This window comes from Flavobacterium arabinosi (assembly GCF_048158725.1).
Taxonomy (GTDB): domain Bacteria; phylum Bacteroidota; class Bacteroidia; order Flavobacteriales; family Flavobacteriaceae; genus Flavobacterium; species Flavobacterium arabinosi.
Genome location: NZ_JBLNKX010000006.1, coordinates 97,218 through 118,606, shown reverse-complemented (window position 1 = coordinate 118,606; position 21,389 = coordinate 97,218). Strand labels below are relative to the sequence as shown.

Below are 21,389 nucleotides of genomic sequence, written 5' to 3'. Positions count from 1 at the left end.
ATTAATAGTTACTCATCCAGTTTAAAATATAATCGGCATTTTCTTTCCATGTTGGCAAACCTAAAACATAGTGATTACGGCCTTTGAATTCTTTATAATCAGTTATCGAATTAGAATTCTTTTTATACTTTTTATAGTTTTTATAATTGATTGATGGTGGGAAAAAGTGATCTTTGTCTCCGGATACAATCAGTAAGGGATCGTGGTGTTTTTTAAAATCGACTTTTGCGGCATTTGTTAAACCACCTCTTATTAATCGGACAGATTCTGGAGTTGCATATTTTTCGTAAGCAGTTTTCTGTTCCAGTTCAGTCATTCCATTTGTAAAAGCATATTGCCAATCTTTGAAAGACATCATATAAGTCTTTTTTGGAGATTTAAATAATGAAAGTGCACTCCAGATGGATTTAATTGACGACCATTTTGCCAGCAATATTCCTTTTGGGGGAGCTGAATGAATTGCAATTCCTGCTGCAGCTATATTTTTGTGTACTAGTATTTGAGTAAGCAGTCCCCCCAGTGAATGACCAATCAGAATAGGTTTTTCTGGTTGTTCACGTATAATTTTCTCATAATAGGCAGTTAATTGTTCTAGTGTTAAACCCGCTAATTCTGAGTTTGGTTTTCTGTTACGCAAAGTGGCAGGATCTGCATCTTTATAAGGATAGTCAGGAATGATTACCTTATATCCTTTGCTTTCAAAATACGTTTTCCATTCATCCCAACAGTTGCTGCCAACAAATGCTCCAGTAATGAATACTACCGTTTTGGTTTTCATTTCTGAGTTCGATTTCTGAGTTTGTGAGAACATACTCAGGTTAAAAAATAGTATAACAATACTTGCTACTATTTTAAAAAAAATTGATTTAGTTTTCATTTTTAATTGTTGTTTAATTTGACAGGACAAAGTTCAAAATTGTAAACCTCAATAATTTTAACCTGAGTTAAAATCGTTATTGATGGGTCATTCTTTTGCGGATTCGGCTTAATGAAGGCCCTTGAATTCCCAAATAGGAAGCGATATGGTAGAGAGGGATGGCGTTAAAAATATCCGGATGTTGTTCTATTAAATCTAAATATCGTTCTTCCGCTGTTCTGAAAAGAAAACTTTCCATTCTGTCGTTACCCACGCTAAAAGCCCTTTCAGCAATTATTCTGCCCAAATGTTCCCATTGATGCGATTGGCTGTACAATTTATTTAATTGCTCTATATGGATGTAATAAATAGTGGCGTCGGTCATCGCCTGAGTAAAGTAATTGCAGGGTGTTTGCGATATAAAACTTTTATAGGCCACCACAAATTGATTGTTAGAATAGAAAAAGATATTTTTTTCTTCTCCGGTTTTATCATCAACATAATACGTCCTGAAAACACCCTTCTTAATTACACCTAAGTATTTACAGACATTACGGTATTCATTATAAAACTCGCCTTTTCTATACTTTTTCTCTTGCCACATCGGTACAGAGAGTGTAAAATTATCTTCATCAATATTTGCAATAGAAGAAAAAAAAGTTTCTAAATGGTCCATAATTTACAAATTAATGGTTGCTGTAAAAACTGCTGAAAAGTTGTTTAGATTAAAGAAAAAAAAGATTGATATTTATCCAAATTTTTACGATTGGTGTCGGTCAGAACTTTTTTAAATTAATTTCACTGTAAATTTTGAAAAAGAATACCCCATATAATTAGGATAATCTGGGGTAGACTCTATATCTCGTTTCAGGATTTTTATTGCATTAAAAAAAATCCTTTCAGCAGTTTATGTTTTTAGCATTTTATTTTAATGAACCGTTTGCAGCAGATACAATGACATCGGCTACTGCTTTTGGTTGGGAAATAAATACAACATGACTCCCCTTAATTTCGGTTACTTTTGCATTGGCTCTTTTTGCCATAAAACGTTCTGCGTCTGCAGGGATAGTTTGGTCTTCGGTTGCAACAACATACCAGCTTGGTTTAGTTTTCCATGCGGCATTTGTGATTGTACTTCCAAAAACAGATGCTGAAACCGGAACTTGGGAATCAGCCATAAAATCAGCTTTTTCTTTACTTAAATCGGCGCAAAAACCAGAATGATATTTCGCTTTGTCGTACCACACAAAACCATCTTTTGACGGAGGAAGTATGCCTGAATTAGGAGAAGGGGGACCTGATTGCAGTAATTTTAATAATGACTCTCCGGAATCGGGGACAAAAGCTGAAATATATACTAGTCCGACTACTTTTTCTGAAGTTCCGGCTTCTGTAATTATAGCCCCGCCATAAGAATGTCCAACAAGTATTACTGGACCATCAATACGGTCCAACACACGGTTAGTCGCAGTAACATCATCAGCAAGTGATGTATTTGGATTAGCAACTACACTTACATTGTACCCTTTGTTTTTCAGTATATTGTATACACCCTCCCATCCGGAACCATCTGCAAATGCGCCATGGACTAATACTATATTTTTCACTTGTTTTTGTGAAAAGGCGGTGTTGGTCACCATAAATAGCAATAAAAAGGCAACAAAGGTTAATTTTATTAGGCCTTTACTTTTTCTTAAATTTAATTGATTTTTCATTTTTTCTGATTTTAATAGATTAGTTAATAATTACTTTTTAATGGTGTCCAATTATCCTTTTTACTATTTGTAGATTTTGAAGTCACAAATTATTTTTTGATTTCCATAAGATTATAGTGGAGCCTTATTTGAGATTGAAATTGACATTGTGTTCTTAGTCAAAAAAAAATATTTTAGCTAGTGAGTAAATGAAATAGGTTATTTAAATACTTTATATTATTTTCTATTGTTGATTTTGAATATCATTTTAGATACTGGATTAAAGGAAACAAGAATTACACCTAATAGTCAATGTGTTGATTGTCAATAAGTTAGTGTATTTTGTAAATTTATTTTTTAGCGAAATATCGAGGTTTTGAAAAAGTGGAGTACGATATAAAGCGAAAAGAATTATGAAAAAAGAACTGCAGCGATAACATTAATACGTAGTAATCTTATTTTTAACTTTTTGATGTATATAGGTTGTTAATATAAAAATCAATAATAGAATACCGGTTATAATAATATAGCCAGAGATTTCTTTTGATGCCGATAAAAGAGCTTGTCCCTGAAGATTTTTATAAAAATCTAAAGTATTTCCCTGTTGCTTTATTAGAAAATCATTGGCTTCTGTATGACCGGCGATAAAACTAAAGTGTTTAATTCTTTCCGCGTATAACAAATAATTGTAAATGGCCGAAAAAGTCCCACTTCCTAAAAAGGATCGAATTAAAATCATCATACCACCGGCACTTAGTGTAACACCAATTCCTAACTTACTTGTTGCATACAAACCGATCGCTATATAAAGTGTTGCCATGGCAAATCCTTTAATAAATAAAGGAAGTATAAAATCCTTACTGTTAAAATCAACTGAAAAACTGTTATACAGTATGCCATGATAGATAACAAAGGCAAGAAAGCCTGTGAATATTAATAGTTCAGCATCGTATTTTTTCCAATACCAAAAATAACAGAGTACAGAACCTACTATAATTCCAGGTATCATATAAAGATTTAGTGCTGTATTTAGGATAATTTCATAATGAAGAATGCTAATAGAAAAGGCTGATTGGAAGGTGGAGGGAACGAATATTCCAAGCAATAAAAAATAAAATAGGCCATGACGAAAACTATTGATTTTAAAAAGGTTTAAATCAAAAAGCGGACGTTTTATTGACAATTCTAATTTGACAAAAAGTAAAAGTGTTATTGCTGTTGCAAACAAAGCGCCAATTATTTTTATGGAGTCAAACCAGTTTTCCACTTTTCCATATACTAAGGCATAATCATAAAGCATCAGGCTACTGGTGAGTAATAGCAATCCGATCCAGTCCACTTGATATAAAGGGATTTTCTTTTTTAATTTATGATTTTCTACTAACACCAGCGAGACCAATAAGCAAATCAAAATCAGAACTAAAATCCATATATAGGCATACCGCCAATTATAGTTATAAGCAAGTCTGGTTGTAAACCAAGTTATAAAAAACAAACCGCAAAGTGCTGTACAATAAACAAATGGATAAAATCGACTACTGTCCAGTTTTTTACTCCAGATATACAACCAAATTACATACACTTCTACTAGTGCCGCCATTTTTGAAAATCCAAGAAATAGGCAGGCAAAGACTGTCAAGGAAGGGTTGTCGGTTGTGGCACAAATAATATTCATCAGAAGCATCATGGACAGGCCATAAAGGAGTAACTCTTTATTAGAAAAGCGTTGTTTGAGTCTCATTTCAAACATTAGTCCCAATCCCATTCCAATGTAAAGTGCGTTGGATGCCTGTATATAGGGCTCCGGATACTCCCCTAGACTACTGAACATATCAGTGGTATTGCCTAAAAAAACGCCGTTGGCCACTAAAATGACAAAAAGCAATAAGAATAGCATCGGCAATCTTATATAGACCGGTACCCATTTATAAAATAAATCATTTAATTCCATATAAAAGAGTTTTTAGAATATTTTTAATGAGCAATCCGAACTTCAACATTCATTCCCGCTCTCAATTGTTCTACATCTATTTTAGTGTTTTTACTAGTTATAAATTCAATTTTAACGGGGATTCGTTGTTGCACTTTTATAAAATTGCCAGTTGAATTATCTATAGGAACTGCTGAATATTTTGCCCCGGTAGCTTGAGATATTGCAGTAATTTTGCCTAAAATTTCCTTTTGCTTCAAACCGTCTACTTTTAATTTCATTTTTTGTCCAATATATAATTTTGCTATTTGTGTTTCTTTGTAATTAGCGACGACCCATTTATTGTCGTTTCGTACAAAAGACAATAGGGTTTGTCCCCCTTGTACCAGTTGTCCTTCCTGAATAGTTCTTCTGCCGGTGACACCATCATAGGGAGCAGTAATGACGGTATAGGACTGGTTAAGTTTAGCCATTGAAAGAGCGGCATTTGCGCGCTTAATTTCTGCTTCATTGATATAAACTTTTTTAGAAGTTTCCTCGGTTGAAAGGATAGTGGTCTGTCTTTGTTGTATCAATGCTCTAGTCTGGGATGCTAAAGAATTGTATTCTGATTTAATTTGATCAAATTGCTGTTGTGTTGCCGCTCCCTCTTTTAGGAGGTTTTCATATCGATGGTAATTTTGTTTCGCATTCCACATTTTGGCCTCCGCAGCTTTAATAGTAGCATCGACAACACTTAAATTGCTTTTTACCGTATTTATTGCAGAAGCTGTTACATTTTTCGATGCTTTTGCCGATAGATAATTAGCTTCAGCCTGCTCTATTTGTATTTTGTATTCGGCGTCATCAATCAGGATAAGTGTATCATCTTTTTTGACATGTTGGTGTTCTTTGAACCGAACTTCTTTAATATAACCTGGAATTCGAGTATTGACTGGATTGATATATTCTTCTATCTGTGCATCGTTTGTGTAGAGATCATTGTCTAAATCAAAATAGGTAGAAATACCCCAGACAATTGCAGATACACCGCAAATAACAAGCAGAATATTAATTATAATAATACTTAATTTTTTGCTTAATTTCCTTTTTTCAGAATTGATGGTACCCATAATAGTTAGTGGTTTAAAAGAGTATACCTGCTGATTTTAACAACTGATAATAAGTGTATACTACATTTATTTCAGCATTTGCTACTTTTATTTCCGATTCTAATTTAATATTGGTTGCATCGGTCATGTCAGTTACTAAAGCCAGCTGGTTAAAATATTTTTTTTCGACAATGCGGTAATTTTCTTCAGCCGATTTTAAATCCTTTTTTAAAGTTGCCAATTCATCTTTGGCTTCCTCATACTTAATAAAATAGTTGTTTATTGAAAGTTCCATATTTTGCGTTGTTAGAATTTCTTTTTGTTTTGAAAGCTCCCACTGCATTTTTCCTGCTGCTATTTTTGTTGTAGATTGATAAATAGATGAAATATTGTAACGAATACTGATACCCGCCTGCCACACGTTTGTATAAATATCTATGGCAGGAACGGCACTTAAAAAAGGCCGCTGCAAGTAATTTTTTGCAAACAGGCTAATTTCGGGAAACCTATCCGTGCCAAGTAGCTTTATATTTGTTACAGCTATCGTATTCTCGACTGCGGCAATTTTTAGTTCATGATTTTCTTGATAGCTTTTTTCTCTGAAATAATCAATACCCTCGATTGATTTTATAGATTTTAATAAAGTACTATCGGGCATAAGTCGTTTTGAATCTGGAAATCCAATCACCATATTAAGCTGTTGATTCAGTATGATTATTGAGTTGTCTGTTTTCCTTGTGGCTAACTCTAAATCAGAAATAATAAGTTCAGTTCGGAGCACATCATTTTGGGTCAGCATACCTTGTTTTTGCATTGTTAGAATATTCTTCAGACGCTGTTGTGCGAGTTTAGTATTGTTGAGGTATACCTGTTTTAAATTTATAAGCCTGAAGATGTCAAGGTATTTTGCTGCAACGAGAAATTTTATATCCTGAACATTCTTTTCCTGACTTAAAATAGCGACCTGTTCTTCTAATTTTGTCTTCTGAATATTGGTATTTATTTCACCTCCTTTAAAAACCACTTCAGCAGCAGTTAGAGATAATTCTGTAAACTGGTGCGGTAATTCTCTTGTCACATGTTGAGAGAAAGAGGGATTCCAAACTTCAGAATTACTCAAATAACCATAATTTAATCCTGTTGAAATACTTGGTAGCTGGTATAATTTATTTATTTGGATTTTTTGATGTGCGAGTTCTGTATATTGTGAAGCAATTTTAAGTTGCACACTGTTTTTTACCGCGAGATCAAAAGCTTTTTGCAAGGTCAAAACTTCAGCAGAAGAATGATTCTGTGAATAAAGTGCTGAAGTGAAAAAAGCAATTAATACCGTTGTAAATAGATTTTTCATTTTATAAAGGCAAAAATATTGAACAATGAAAAAATGGTTAAGTCAGTTTTAAAACAATTATTGATTCGTAATTTTATCGATTGAAACTAAATTCATGCCTAATGTTTAATGTATTGATTTTCAGTTAATTATGTATTTTTTTGAATTTGTTAATAGCGATATGTCAAAATTTAACCCTAATTAAATAACGATATAAAGTAAATTTTAATGCTAAAATAGAGGTAAGTTGAAAATTGGAAGGGAGCGATTTTTTTGCGTCTGAGAACAGAGTGATAATAATAAAATCATTCTTTTTTCGAAGAAACCTCATTCACGAATATAAAGAAGTTAGCTCACTGTTTAAAAAATGCGGTGGAAAAGGATCTATGTTGCTGCAGCAGGTTTAGTTATTGCCACGGAAGAAAAGTATCATGCTTGTTAGTTATTTTTAAATAGATTAAATCCGCAAGGAGTTAATCTATTTAAAAATGATTGTAAAATAATAGACTGAAATGTTATACCCTTCGGGCTGGACGTTTTTTAATAAATTAGAAATATTTATCTAGCATTTTTTTAACTTGCGGAGCAATTAGTAATAAGAAAGGTATGGCAAGAGCATAAGACAATAGCCAGGCATTGAACCCCGAGTTCAGAAAAATAATGAGTATAAAACATAATACAAAGGCGCTTATAATAGCAATTATGACTGCAAAAAAAATTATTTTTTTCATATTTGATAACTTTACTATTCTTTTTTAAGTAAACTGGTATATCCTTTTGCTAAAAGTTTTGATTTATCAGCATTCCAGATTTCACATTGGGCATTTGTAATTAGATTCCCTTTCTTTATAATTGAAGTCTCTGCAATAATGCTATCATTTTCTTTTGCACTGCTTAAATAATCGATAGCCAAATTAAGAGTTATGTAAAAGAAGGGCTCTCCGAATGTAATTAAAGAGGCGCCAATTACATCATCGATAATGGCCGCGATTACTCCGCCATGAAGGGTGCCAAAAGGATTTGTCATTTCCTTGCGCACTTTGTATTGAAAGATTAATTTACCTTTCTCTGCTAAAAGTACAGTTGGCATTAACCAATCCATGAATGGGGACGGCGAATTTGTAACCACCTTATTTTTATGATGAATAAGAAAATTCAAGGTTTGAGAATCCATGTTTTTATTTATTACGAATTTAAAACGTCTAAAGCGTCGTTTGGTGAAGAAAGAAATAATTGGTAAAGATTAATAGTGTCGCCTACGTGTATTTCAAATTTATTATCATATAATCCATATAGCAGATCATTGGCTACTACTTCAGGAGGTATTCCTTTTTCCCCTCCAATTTCTTTTGAAAAAGCGGTATCTACTAATGGAGGCATAATTTCAAATACTTTTATTGTAGTATCTTTTAAATGATTTCTCAGTGAGAGCGTGTAGGAATGCAATGCGGCCTTACTTGCGGAATAAGTCGGCAATGTATAACTTGGTATATACGATACTACCGATGAAACATTAACGATTGCGGATTCAGGCTTGTTTTTTAAAACAGGTAATAATTTTTCAGTTAGTCTTATAACAGAAAGATAATTCGTCGCAATTTCTTCAGATGCTTTATCAAAAGCGTTATCATTTTCAGTTGTGAAATTGTGCACGATTGCTCTGCCGGCATTATTTACTAGTAAATTCAGATCCGGATATTCTTCTTTTATTTTTTCAACTAGTACGTTGGTATCGGATTCATTAGTGATGTCAGCAACTAGGTAAGAGGTGTTGTTCAACTCGGACACTGCTTGTTTCAGACGCTCTTCATTACGTCCTGTTATAATTACTTTGTTGTGATTTTTTGAAAATAATTTGGCCATTTCAAATCCAATTCCCGATCCTCCTCCGGTAATAAGTACTGTGTTTTTTGTTGTTTTCATTGGGTTTAATTTTTATTGTTATTTAAAATTATTTAGATATTTTCGATTACAACCGCTGAAGCACCGCCACCCCCGTTACAAATAGCTGCCACCCCATATTTTCCAACCTCTTGTTTCAAAACAGATATAAGTGTAGTTATTATTCGTGAACCAGATGAACCTATAGGATGTCCTAAAGCAACGGCACCACCATAAACGTTAATCTTATTTGGGTCTAATCCTAATAATTTCTGATTAGCAAGAATAACGGCTGAATAGGCTTCATTAATCTCAAAATAGTCAATTGCATCAAGTGTTAGTTTAGCGTGTTCTAAAGCTTTTGGAATAGCTATCGATGGGGAAGTGGTGAACCAATCTGGTGCTTGTGCAGCATCTGCATACCCAACTATTCGTGCTAAAGGATTTAGTTGGTATTTCTCAACTATTTCATCCGATACTAACAAAAGGGCACTGGCACCATCATTGAGATTACTGGCATTGGCAGCGGTAATAGTTCCGTTTTTATCAAAGGAAGGAGCTAGCTTTTCGATTTTTTCGGGTATTATTTTATAAATATCCTCATCATCGTTCAAAATAGTGGTCCCGTTTTTAGTCTTTATTTCTATAGGTATTATTTCATTCAAAAATTTACCGGATTGTGTTGCGTTCATTGCTTTTTTATACGAAGAAAGCGCAAAAGCATCTTGCTCTTCTCTGGAAATGTTATACTCTTTTACGCAAATTTCTGCAGCATTCCCCATGTGAAAACCATTGTAAACATCAGTCAAACCATCCTTTAAAAGACCATCTATTAGTGTGGCGTGACCTAATTTATTACCTTTTCGCTGTAGCGAATAATGAGGAACATTACTCATACTTTCCATTCCACCGGCAATAACTATTTGATCAATTCCCAACTGAATCTGTTGGGCACCTAACATTACGGCTTTCATTCCTGAAGCACAGACTTTGTTTACAGTTGTGGCATCGGTTTCATTTGAAATTCCTGCGAATAGGGCAGCTTGTCTCGCGGGTGATTGTCCAAGATTTGCAGATAGAACATTGCCCATATAAACAGCGTCTATTTCTGTTGGTCTAATTGGAGTGTTTTCCAAAATATTTTGAATGGCTATTTTGCCTAATTCAGTAGCACTTAAATGAGAAAGACTACCAAGAAAGCTTCCTGTGGGAGTTCTTTTTGCTAAAATGATATTTACATTTTTCATAAAATATTTTATACCAATCGGTATATTTTTAATTAAAAAAAAATTAGAATTCTTCTATTTGTAATTTTAAATTGGCCATCAATGTTTTTAGGTGATTAGTATTGCCGGTAAGTTTAGTCAGCATTACTGTTCCCTCAATCAATGCTATGATCATTAAAGCTTTTTCATCTGCCATTGTTGTTGCTTTAAATTCATTTTGTTCTTTTCCTTTATTGATCAGGTAAATTAAATTTTCGTTCCACGATAAAATAGCTTTTTTAGCAATTTCTTTTAACTGAGGATGGGTGTCATCAGCTTCAATAGCAGTATTCATAATGGGGCATCCACCAACTGGAAATTTTTCACCTAAAAAATTTAAATACAATTCGGGGAAGCATAGTAGTTTTTCTTTGAATGTTTTTTTTTGGGATTGTTCATTTGCAATTAATAACAGCAGTTTATTTAAATTGAACTTAAAAGCCGAAACAGCTACCTCGTCTTTATTCTTAAAATTTCCATATACGCTTCCTTTTGTTAATCCGGTTGCAGCCGTAATATCACTGAGGGATGTCCCTGCATATCCTTTGGTATTAAAAATAGGAGCAGTTTTCTCGATGATAAACTGTCGTGTGCGTTCTGATTTATTTAGGACTTTAGTTTTCATAACACAAAATTATACCAATCGGTATGATAATAATAATAAAAAGTGTTAAACTTTGTTAAATATTTTAGTGTTACTGATTTGGTCAACAGTGGTCAGAAAAATTAAATCGATCCTTTCAGAGATCAATTGGATCTTCCATTCTCAACGATTTTCATTTTTGATTTGTAATAATTTTAGGTTTTTTCCTTAAAGCTTAAATATTTGGGACATTTTTTATCTAACGAGATTAAAACAAGAAAAAGTAGGATTGAATATCAAATCATAAGAACAAAATGACAGTAGTCAAAGTTAATCAAACAATAAAAAAATAGTGTAGCAGCTCGCTTTAATCAGGATTGGTATCCTTTAAAATTACTATTTACTTTATATCGTTGGAATCATTGCCTAACCTTCGACATTTCGCTAATCCATAACAAATTAAAAAGTTTAAATCATTGATTTTAAGTAAGTTATGGTAAAGGCATAATCATTGGTTAAATATTTAAAGAAGATGTTGCCCGACTATGCGAACTATTAACCCTAAGGATGGACCGGTATTGCTTGTCGGACATTCTTATGGTATTGCTCTCATTACCGAAGCAGGCAATTCAGACAAATAGTCGAACTGATTTATATTGCAGCTTTTCTATTGACGAAGGAGAAAACACAGATAACAGAAACTAAAAAAAATCTAATTAGTGTGGTTAAGAATTATAAATATTTAAGTCCTTTTAAAGCCTTGATTTCTTTTCATAAATTAATTAGAGGACTGGAAGAAATAGCACTATCAGATATTGGCTATAGATCTAATTATGCCAAAGATTTATTAAATCAAATAAAATACAAACCCGAATTTATTGATGGTATTGATAATCTTGATATAATTGAGAATAATCAAGATTTAATCAAGAATTTATTGGCTGATTTATTTCCTTCGGCATTAACCTCTAATGAAATAAAAGCAGTAACGCTACCTTTTCACGATTTTACATTTAATTTTTCGGAGCGATTTAAAAAAATTTTAGAAGATGTAGGAATGTCATTTGATATCAGCAGTATAGATATGGATGAACATCAGTTTTACATAATGAATTGTACGCTCATATTAAATGGGTATTATAATCAAAATCTTGATTATGGAAAACCATTATTCTATGAAATTCCAGACAAAAATGGTATTCTTAAACATTATAGAATACTATATAATGCTGACTTTTTAGAAATATATCCGACAGAAAATACCAAATTTTTAACCCAAACTGCTATTGAAGAATTAATCGATAATTGTGACAATATAGATTTGTGGAAAAAAGCATTTCCTCAAAATTCTTGGTTTTTAAAAGGATTTGCGATACTATCATTAGTAGATGTAACTGTTGAAAGTGCCATTTCAAATCTGAAATCAAACTTATTAAAGCCTGATGTAGAAAAATCAAAACTTGCCAATAGCTATGAATCAATTTTTAGATCGGTATTTAAGATTCCTGATTTAAAAATAGGTTTAACTTTTTATGACGAAGAAGAAGAATTATTTGTAACGCCACCTTTTAATGAGGCAAAATTACAAAGTTTTATACTGTTAAATACAAAAGAAGCGGATTGTAAAAATGCACTTTGTGGATGCTCGTTTGAGAGTTTAGTCGAAAATAATAAACCGTTTATTATTTCTGATGTTTTAGAATTTGCTAAAACTAACGAAAATTACACATTTGGAGAACATTTATTGAGTCAAGACATTCAAAGTTTTTTGTTGGCACCCGTTATTAAAGACAATAAGTTTTTGGGATTAATTGAGTTGGCCTCTTCAACAATTAGGGCTTTAAATTCGCTCAATGCTAATAAGTTGGAGTTGGTTTTGCCTTATATAGCCGATACTATTGAAAAGACTAATATTGACATGATAAATCAATTGGAAGCAATTATTCAAAAGGAATACACTGCAATTCATCCCAGCGTGTATTGGAAATTCAAAAAAGAAGCCAAAAATTATTTTCATTCAAACCTTTCGATTAAAGACTATACTTTCAAAGAAATTGTATTTAAAGATGTCTATCCTTTATATGGACAAATAGACATTAAGGGATCATCGGAAAATAGAAATCGCGCTATTATAAATGATTTAAAAGAACAAATCAATCAAATTATTGCAATAATTGAAATCTTGAATTTTGACAAAAAAATTGAAATTATCCAGCAAAAAAAGTTTGAATTAGAAAGCTTTTTACTAGAGTTAGACCAACCATTTAAAAATAATTTTGAACAAATCATTCACCACTACATAGAAACCGAAATTCATTCCATTTTAAAAAATGCTGCATTCAATAAAAAAACAGAAAATATAATAAATGACTATTTCAATAAGCTAGACCTAAAAACGGGAATGTTTTATCAGACTCGAAGAGATTTTGACGATACCATAATGAGTATTAACAAAAGACTTTCTTTCATTTTAGATAATAAACAAGCTCAAGCTCAAGAAATTTTCCCTCACTACTATGAGCGTTTTAAAACGGATGGTGTGGAGCACAATTTATATATCGGGGCTTCAATTGAACCGAACAAAGTGTATAATTCAATGTATTTACACAACCTGCGGTTATGGCAATTGGAAACACTTTGCGAAATGGAATTAGAGCACCATAAATTAAAAACGACTTTACCCTACACGCTAGATGTTACTTCATTAATATTGGCGTTCAGTTCTCCTATTTCTATTCGTTTCAGAATGGATGAAAAACGGTTTGATGTTGATGGTTCGTATAATGCACGTTACGAGGTTGTTAAAAAAAGAATTGACAAAGCATTTGTAAAAAATTCTGATGAACGAATTACTCAAAAAGAAAAAATAACAATCGTGTATTCCAATTCAACCGAAGAAAAAGAATACATTAAATACATCAAATACCTGCAGCACAAAGATTTATTAGAAGCGGAGATAGAAAATTAGAAGTAGAAGACTTACAAGGTGTTTCGGGTTTGAAAGCACTACGAGTGAAAGTAAAACATAATGACAATAGTTTATTAATAGAAGTTGCAGCATTTATTGCAACACTTTTTAAAGAAAGATTGGATTCAAAATATTCATTTCATAATTTAGAACATACAAAAAGTGTTGTTATGGGTATTGAAACCATATGTATTGCTGAAAAAATAGATCAAGAAAAAACGGATATACTTCTTATAGTAGCTTGGTTTCATGATGCTGGTTATATAGGCGGATGCGAAAATCACGAAAAAAGAAGTGCTAAAATTGCTTTAGAATTTCTGCAGGATAGAAATATTTCAGCTAACATTCGGCAAAAAATAAGTGATTTAATTTTGGCAACCCGATTTAATTACATCCCTAAAAATCAATTAGAAAAAATAATAAAAGATGCCGATAATGCTCATTTAGCAAATGAAAATTATCTGGATTCATTAGAACAATTAAGGAAGGAATGGGGAAACTCGATAAACAAAAAATATAGCAATACCGATTGGTTCATTCTTAATATTGAGTTTCTTAAAAAACATCAATATTATACAAAATTTGCTCAAAAAGAATGGCAAAATTTAAAAGAAAAAAACATGGAATTAATTGAAAAAAAACTTCAAAACATATAGTATTATGGAAGATAATATCCCTAAAAACGAAAAATTAGAAAAATCATTTCTAACAGAGAACGATAAAAAAAAGAAAGAAAAGAAAGACTCGAAGTCCGGAAAACCAGACAAAGCTGTTGATACAATGCTTAAAATTACGCTTAACAACCACAGCAATTTAAGTGGAATGGTAGATAATAAAGCTAACATTTTATTATCTGTGAATGCCATAATCATTTCAGTTTCCCTTACTACTATTATTCCTAAACTGGATAATTTGGCCAATGCCCATTTAATTATACCAACATTAATTTTAATTGTATCTAGCGTAACGTCAATAATATGTGCTATTCTAGCAACTAGACCCAATGTTACAAAAGGTAGTTTTACGAGAAATGAAGTAGAGGATAAAAAGGTGAATCTTTTGTTTTTTGGCAATTTTTATAAAATGCCTTACGAAGATTATAATTGGGCAATGAATGAATTAATGAAAGACAAAGGCTATTTATACAACTCAATAATCAAAGATTTGTATAAGCTTGGTCTTGTTTTAGAAAAGAAATACAAATTATTAAGAATCACTTATACTATTTTTATGTTTGGAATTATTATATCAGTAATAGCTTTTCTAATCGCTTTTAAATTTAGATAACAAGAAATTATTATGAAAACACGCAACCTCCAATATCTTTTAATAGTAGCAGTTGTACTACAATCTTGCGCTACTTTCAAAGGACAATATAGTTCCGACTTTAAACAAGAAATCTATCCAAATAAGAAAGTAGTACATACTTTTTTTCTTCTTGGTGATGCTGGTAATGGAGTACTAATGGACAGTACAAACAATTCAAGTTCAGTGACAAATTCCCTAAATAAGGCCGATAAAAATAGTACATTACTTTTTTTAGGAGACAATATTTATCCTGCCGGAATGCCAAAGGCGGGTGACACTCAACAATCTTATGCCGAAAAAAAACTGCAAAGCCAAATAGCTGTTGCGAGTTCATTTAAAGGAAATACTATTTTTATTCCTGGCGATCACGATTGGTATAGTGATGGAGTTGAAGGACTAAAAAGAGAGCAGGAATTTGTAGAAAAACAGTTAGGCAACAAGTCTTTTTTGCCTAAAAATGGGTGTGCAATAGAAACAGTAAATATTAGTAATGATATTGTACTTATTATTGTTGACTCGCAATGGTACATAACCAATTGGGGTAATGAACCAACCATTAATGAGGGTTGTGACATAAAAACAAGAAGTGATTTTTTAGACGAATTTAGAAGTGAAATTAAGAAAGCCAGAGGCAAGACTACTCTTGTCGCCATGCATCATCCGATGTTTAGTAATGGCCAACACGGTGGGCAATATTCCTTTAAAAGTTATTTAAAACCGACACCTGTTTTAGGTAGTTTAAAAAACTTAATTCGAGAAACCAGTGGCATCTCGAATGCCGATATGCAAAATGAAAAATACAACGAATTAAAGAAAAATCTTGTTGCAGCAGCCCAACAAAACGATAAAGTAATTTTTATTTCAGGCCACGAACACAGTTTACAATATATTGTTGAAGGCAATTTACACCAAATAATTAGTGGATCGGCTTCAAAAACATCAGAAACCCGAAACACCAAAGGAGGCAAATTTTCTTATGGGATAACCGGCTATGCAATTGTCGCTGTTTTTGATGATGGATCTTCATTTGTTCGCTTTATAAATAGTAATGACAACCAAGTAGTGTACCAGTCAACTGTGTTGTTGCCAGATACTAAAAGACAAAATATTGATTTCAAGAATAATTTTCCTTCCGAAATAAAGAGTACTATTTATGATATAAAGGCAACTAGTAAATCCCATTATTATAATTTTTTATGGGGGAAAAGATATAGAGATACGTACAGTACTCCAGTAACGGTGAAGACCGTAAATCTGGACACCCTATATGGCGGATTAACTCCGGTTAGAAAAGGCGGTGGAAATCAATCAAAAGCATTGCGATTAAAAACCAAGGACGGAAAGCAATATGTTATAAGAGCAATGAAAAAAAATGCCAGCCAATACATCCAATCCGTCGTTTTTAAAGATCAGTATGTTGAAGGTAAGTTTAACAATACTGCTTCCGAAAGCCTTTTAATGGATGTCTTTACGGGTTCTTTTCCTTATGCTCCATTTGTAATACCTGCTCTTTCGGATGCCATAGGCGTTTATCATCTCAATCCAAAACTCTATTATATACCTAAACAAAAGGCATTAGGAGATTTTAATGATGAATTTGGAGACGAACTATATCTTTTTGAAGAACAGGCTTCAGAGGGTAATGTTGAACTTGCTAATCAAAATTTTACAGGTACTATAATCAGTACTGAAGATCTTATACAAGAATTACATTCAGACGAAAGTAAAACAGTAGATGAAGCAGCTTATATTAAAGCCAGATTATTTGATATGCTGATCAATGATTGGGACAGGCACCAAGACCAATGGCGATGGTTGGAGTTTAAAGAAAACGGAAAAACTGTTTTCAAACCATTGCCACGAGACAGAGACCAGGCTTTTTCTAAAATGTCTGATGGATTTATTCTAGGAGCTGCTGTAAAATTAATACCCCCTGCAAGATTATTACGAAAATATAGTGATGATCTGAAAGATGTTAAGGGTTTTAACATAGAACCTTATCCGCTTGATATGGCGTTTATAAAAACTGCAAACAAGGCAGTCTGGGATGAACAGGTACGTTTGATACAAACTAATTTGACAAATGAAGTAATCGAAAATGCGTTTCAAAATATCCCAAAAGAAGTAAATGATGAAACTGTTGCATCCATCAAAGAAACGCTTAACGCAAGAAAAAATAATTTACAACAAATTTCCGACAGCTATTTCAAATTAATCAATAAATATGCTGTTATAACGGCTACCAACAAGGACGATTTTATTAAAATTGAATGCAACGAAAACGGAAGTGTAGCAGTATCATTATTTAGAAAAAAGAAAAGCAATACCAATAAATTATTTATGCACAAAATATACGACCCAAAATTGACTAAAGAACTTTGGATTTATGGGCTCGATGACAAAGATAATTTTGAAGCTACAGGGATCAGTAAAAAAATAAAAATTCGTCTCATAGGAGGTCAAAACAATGACCAATACAAGGTTCAAAATGGTAAAAATATATACATCTACGATTATAAAACCAAGAAGAATACTATTGAAAACATCGATAATGCAACCGTAAAATTCAGGGATGATTACGATCTAAATACTTTTGATTACAAAAAATTAAAAACAAATACCAGCCAAATTATTCCAATTCTTGGAGCCAATCCGGATGATGGTTTAAAAATTGGAGTAAACACTATTTATACGTTGTATGGTTTTGAAAGAAACCCTTTTACAGCAAGGCACCAGTTAAAAGCAGCATATTTTTTTGCAACCAATGGCTATGAACTAAATTACACAGGAGAATTTGCCAACGTAATTGGAAAATTAAACCTGTTAGTGCAATCCAATTTTCAAAGCGCCAACTTCAGTCAAAACTTTTTCGGATATGGAAATGAGACTAAAAACAATGATGCCATTTTTGGATTAGACTACAACCGAGTAAAAGTAAGAGAATTTGGCTTTGCGCCATCGCTTGTTTGGAAAGGAAATGGTGGCGGTACTCTATCATTTGGACTATCCTATAAAGCAATAGAAGTCGAAGAAACCCCAGGTAGATTTGTTGAAAATAACAGCGAATTACCGCCAACTATTTTTGAGAGCAACCAATTTATGGGAGTACATGCAAAATATCAATTCGAGAACTATGACAATAAAGCCTATCCAACTATCGGAATGAAAACGGCTTTAGAAGTAGGATTTACAGCAAGTCTGGAAGATAATAAAAGGAATTTCGTCTACATGATTCCAGAAATTAGTTTCAATCACAAACTAGTTGCGTCGGGAAAATTGGTTTTGGCAACCCAAATAAAAAGCCATATTATTTTCAATAACAACTACGAGTTTTATCAGGCAGCATCAATTGGTGGGAATGATGGTTTAAGAGGATTTAGAAACCAACGTTTTACAGGGCAACAATCTTTATTTCAAAACACGGATATAAGATATACATTCAACAGTTTGAAAACCTTTATTATTCCTCTGAGATTAGGTGTTTACGGAGGTTTTGATTATGGAAGAATTTGGATTAACAATGATCATTCTAACAAATGGAACAACTCTTATGGGGGTGGTTTTTTTATTAACGGAGCTGAATTATTAACTGCAAATCTTGGATTATTCAATTCTATTGATGGTTTAAGACTTGCTTTTTCACTAGGATTTCAATTTTAAATACTATTCAAAATATGAAAAAAACAGTATTAAAATTCTTCTTTTTTGTCTAACTAATTAGCTGTAAAAAAATAAAATTATGATTTTAATTTCATCGCTAACATAATAAAATATGATGCAAAATATCACAATTCCTTCCGAGCTTTCTTGGCTTTCTTTCAACAGTTGCATTTTAGATGAAGCCAATGACAATACTAATCCATTATATGAACGGATTAAATTTTTAGCTATTCATTCTTCTAATTTAGATGAATTTTTTCGAGTAAAAATCAATAAATTATTAGTAAGAAATTCAGAAAAAAACACCGTTTTATTAAATCAAATTTTAGCTGAAGTACAACTCCAACAAAATAAGTTTGGAATAATTTGGAAAGATAATATTGTACCTGAATTAGCGGACAATAAGATTATATATTATGAAAATCAAGAAATTATAAAAGAACATGTGAACGAAATAGAATATTATTTCAAGAGTATTATACTTTCCTATATTCAGGTAGTTTACATTTCGGAAAACAATCCAAAATCCTATTTTTTGAATAATCGAGGATTATATTTACTAGTAAAACTAAAAGATGCCACAGGAATTTTTAGCTATGCTTACCTAAATATTCCTTCGGACAAACTGGATCGGTACAAACGATTACAAAGTCAAGAAGATACTAACTATATTATTTCTATTGACACCATTATCAAAAAATGTCTATCCTTTATATTTCCTTTAGATCAAGTCATTTCTTGCCATGCTATAAAATTAAATCGAGATGAAAACTATAAAATTGTTGATGAAACTTCGGGAGATTTAATAGCGAAGATAGAAGCTAAAATTGAGGAACGAAAATCGGGTTCATCAACACGTTTTTTGTATGATTTTAATATGGAATCTGAAACTGTTTTGGTTTGCAAAAAAGCATTTCGATTGCACGATAACGAAATGATTGAAGGCGGAAGTCATCATAATCTTTTTGATTTATTCAAGTTTCCAAATCCATTAAAACCAAAACTTCAAGGCCAAAATTATCCTGCACTAAAGCATTTACCTTTTGAAAATAACACCTCTATTTTTGAAATTATTGATAACCAAAATCAATTAATTCATTTTCCATACCAATCCTATCATTATGTTTTGCAATTTTTCAATCAGGCGGCAATTCATAAAAAGGTTACTGAAATAAAAATTACTTTATACCGTATCTCATCGCAATCACTCATCGCTAATGCTTTGATAAGTGCAGCAAAAAATGGAAAAAAAGTAACCGTTTTTGTAGAAGTCAAAGCTAGATTTGATGAGGACAATAATTTGTTTTGGTCCAAAGAAATGAAAAAAGCAGGTATCAAAATTATTTACAGTATGCCTAATTTAAAAGTTCACGCCAAAGTTGCTCTCGTTACGATGAAAAATGAAGCAGGCAAAAACAAATTTTATAGTTACTTATCTACGGGAAATTTTAACGAAAGTACCGCCAGCATTTATTCTGATTTTGGCTTTTTTACTTCAGAAAAAAAATATACAACCGATTTAAAAAAAGTATTTGCGTTTTTAAAAACTAAAGAGAGAACAGCAACCATAAAAAACCTTTTAGTTGCCGGTTTTAATATGAAGGACCAATTAATCGAATTGATAGACAAAGAAATAACGAACAAAAAAGCAGGGAAAGAAGCTGCTATTTTTCTAAAAGTAAATGGTGTTGATGAAAAAGAGATCATTAACAAACTTATTGAAGCAAGTCAAGTAGGTGTAGAGGTAACGCTTTTGGTTCGAGGAATTTGTACTTTACTACCAGGGATTAAAAATGTTACCGAAAATTTAAAAATCTATCGCATTGTAGATCTATTTTTAGAACACGCCAGAATTTATAAATTTTCAAATGATGGTAAAGAAAAAATCTACTTATCCTCTGCCGATATATTAAGTAGAAACTTAAACCGAAGAATTGAAGTTGCTTTCCCAATAAAAGATGAAAATCATATAGCTGAAATCAATACAATAATTCGATTACAATTGGAGGATAACACAAAAAAAAGAACTATAAATACTATAGGATTCAATAATCCAATTAATAAAAATACCAATAGTCCAAGACGCGCTCAAACAGAAATTTATAATTGGATTGCACAGAATAATAAAGTATAAATAGAATATGAAATATTAAAAAAAAAAATGATTAAAATAATTCAATTGACGGTATTACTAGATGTAAATAATATGATATATGATTATAATTTTAGATCATCAGGTACTCCTAATACTTATTTTGTTGCGGTTGATATTCAATGATTTTACCAAAGGTTTATGCTTCCTACTTATTTAGAGGATAATAATCAAATAATTGTAAGTTGTTAATAAAACAAAACACCAGCCAATTTGACTGGTGTTTTTCCAACTAACTAAAAAAAAACATTAATTTATAATGATAGTATGTGTTGTAAACTCAGTAGCTGTTTTCTTGAACTTCAGGTTGTAAGTTCCAACAGCTGTAGATTTAAACTTGTATACAGCAGTTTTACTTGCCGGAGTCGTTCCACAATTTGACCCTTCATACTTTGATTCCACTTCAATTGTTTTTGTGTTCGCAGCAGTAGTTTCAACAAATTGGTTGTAAGAACCACAATTGTTATCCACCGAAAAAGTAACGGTTACCGGAACTTCAACATTAATATGAGCGGTAGTAGCACCTTCTACTTTTGTCACCAATGAACTTTTTGTAACTACGTTTGGTGTGTTGTCATCAAGACTGCATGATGTGAAAGCTGTTGCAACTAACATTAAAACGATTGCAGCTTGTAATCTGTAATTTTTCATAATTATTAAATTGATTTTGT

16 protein-coding genes are annotated in these 21,389 nt (G+C 32.0%); 5 read left to right on the top strand and 11 right to left on the bottom strand.

The genetic code is table 11. The annotated features are described in order from the left end of the window. Position 1: 1 nt before the first annotated feature. From ACM55K_RS13130 to ACM55K_RS13080, 10 genes are all read right to left on the bottom strand, one after another. Positions 2 to 877 (bottom strand): alpha/beta hydrolase, encoded by an 876-nt coding sequence (locus ACM55K_RS13130; protein WP_416850730.1) that lies wholly within the window; start codon positions 875 to 877, stop codon positions 2 to 4. A 76-nt stretch (positions 878 to 953) separates the two neighbouring features. Then, positions 954 to 1,532 (bottom strand): Crp/Fnr family transcriptional regulator, encoded by a 579-nt coding sequence (locus tag ACM55K_RS13125; RefSeq protein ID WP_416850729.1) that lies wholly within the window; start codon positions 1,530 to 1,532, stop codon positions 954 to 956. Positions 1,533 to 1,779: 247 nt separating this feature from the next. Beyond that, the gene (locus tag ACM55K_RS13120; protein WP_416850728.1) at positions 1,780 to 2,571 is read right to left on the bottom strand and encodes an alpha/beta hydrolase; all 792 of its coding nucleotides are present in this window, start codon (positions 2,569 to 2,571) and stop codon (positions 1,780 to 1,782) included. Positions 2,572 to 2,989: 418 nt separating this feature from the next. Continuing rightward, entirely contained in the window at positions 2,990 to 4,501 is a 1,512-nt protein-coding gene (locus tag ACM55K_RS13115) for an efflux MFS transporter permease (protein ID WP_416850727.1), read from the bottom strand. 23 nt (positions 4,502 to 4,524) lie between these two features. After that, on the bottom strand, positions 4,525 to 5,592 hold the full coding sequence (locus ACM55K_RS13110) for an HlyD family secretion protein (RefSeq protein ID WP_416850726.1): 1,068 nt from the start codon (positions 5,590 to 5,592) through the stop codon (positions 4,525 to 4,527). Positions 5,593 to 5,605: 13 nt separating this feature from the next. Beyond that, the gene (locus ACM55K_RS13105; protein WP_416850725.1) at positions 5,606 to 6,922 is read right to left on the bottom strand and encodes a TolC family protein; all 1,317 of its coding nucleotides are present in this window, start codon (positions 6,920 to 6,922) and stop codon (positions 5,606 to 5,608) included. A gap of 724 nt (positions 6,923 to 7,646) precedes the next feature. Next, complete coding sequence (locus ACM55K_RS13095) at positions 7,647 to 8,075, bottom strand: PaaI family thioesterase (protein ID WP_416850723.1); 429 nt, start codon at positions 8,073 to 8,075, stop codon at positions 7,647 to 7,649. Positions 8,076 to 8,086: 11 nt separating this feature from the next. Next, positions 8,087 to 8,824, bottom strand: coding sequence for an SDR family oxidoreductase (locus tag ACM55K_RS13090; RefSeq protein ID WP_416850722.1), 738 nt, complete (start codon positions 8,822 to 8,824; stop codon positions 8,087 to 8,089). A gap of 32 nt (positions 8,825 to 8,856) precedes the next feature. Next, the gene (locus tag ACM55K_RS13085) at positions 8,857 to 10,029 is read right to left on the bottom strand and encodes an acetyl-CoA C-acyltransferase (RefSeq protein WP_416850721.1); all 1,173 of its coding nucleotides are present in this window, start codon (positions 10,027 to 10,029) and stop codon (positions 8,857 to 8,859) included. Positions 10,030 to 10,072: 43 nt separating this feature from the next. Then, positions 10,073 to 10,672 carry a TetR/AcrR family transcriptional regulator gene (locus tag ACM55K_RS13080; RefSeq protein WP_416850720.1) on the bottom strand — a complete coding sequence of 200 codons (600 nt, stop codon included), beginning with the start codon at positions 10,670 to 10,672 and terminating at the stop codon, positions 10,073 to 10,075. Between the two features lie 679 nt (positions 10,673 to 11,351). Between ACM55K_RS13080 and ACM55K_RS13075 the strand changes: the two genes are divergently transcribed. The 5 genes from ACM55K_RS13075 to ppk1 all read left to right on the top strand — a co-directional run bounded on the left by ACM55K_RS13075 (position 11,352) and on the right by ppk1 (position 20,700). After that, positions 11,352 to 13,598 carry a GAF domain-containing protein gene (locus tag ACM55K_RS13075; protein ID WP_416850719.1) on the top strand — a complete coding sequence of 749 codons (2,247 nt, stop codon included), beginning with the start codon at positions 11,352 to 11,354 and terminating at the stop codon, positions 13,596 to 13,598. A 44-nt stretch (positions 13,599 to 13,642) separates the two neighbouring features. Next, on the top strand, positions 13,643 to 14,254 hold the full coding sequence (locus tag ACM55K_RS13070) for an HD domain-containing protein (RefSeq protein ID WP_416850718.1): 612 nt from the start codon (positions 13,643 to 13,645) through the stop codon (positions 14,252 to 14,254). Positions 14,255 to 14,258: 4 nt separating this feature from the next. Beyond that, the gene (locus ACM55K_RS13065) at positions 14,259 to 14,885 is read left to right on the top strand and encodes a Pycsar system effector family protein (protein WP_416850717.1); all 627 of its coding nucleotides are present in this window, start codon (positions 14,259 to 14,261) and stop codon (positions 14,883 to 14,885) included. A gap of 12 nt (positions 14,886 to 14,897) precedes the next feature. Next, a complete protein-coding gene (locus tag ACM55K_RS13060; RefSeq protein WP_416850716.1) occupies positions 14,898 to 18,566 on the top strand; it encodes a bifunctional metallophosphoesterase/BamA family protein in 3,669 nt (1,222 codons plus the stop codon). A gap of 112 nt (positions 18,567 to 18,678) precedes the next feature. Continuing rightward, entirely contained in the window at positions 18,679 to 20,700 is a 2,022-nt protein-coding gene (gene ppk1 / locus ACM55K_RS13055) for a polyphosphate kinase 1 (RefSeq protein ID WP_416850715.1), read from the top strand. A gap of 267 nt (positions 20,701 to 20,967) precedes the next feature. On the opposite strand, the gene ACM55K_RS13050 is transcribed toward ppk1, so the two are convergent. Further along, on the bottom strand, positions 20,968 to 21,369 hold the full coding sequence (locus ACM55K_RS13050; RefSeq protein ID WP_416850714.1) for a hypothetical protein: 402 nt from the start codon (positions 21,367 to 21,369) through the stop codon (positions 20,968 to 20,970). Positions 21,370 to 21,389: the final 20 nt, after the last annotated feature.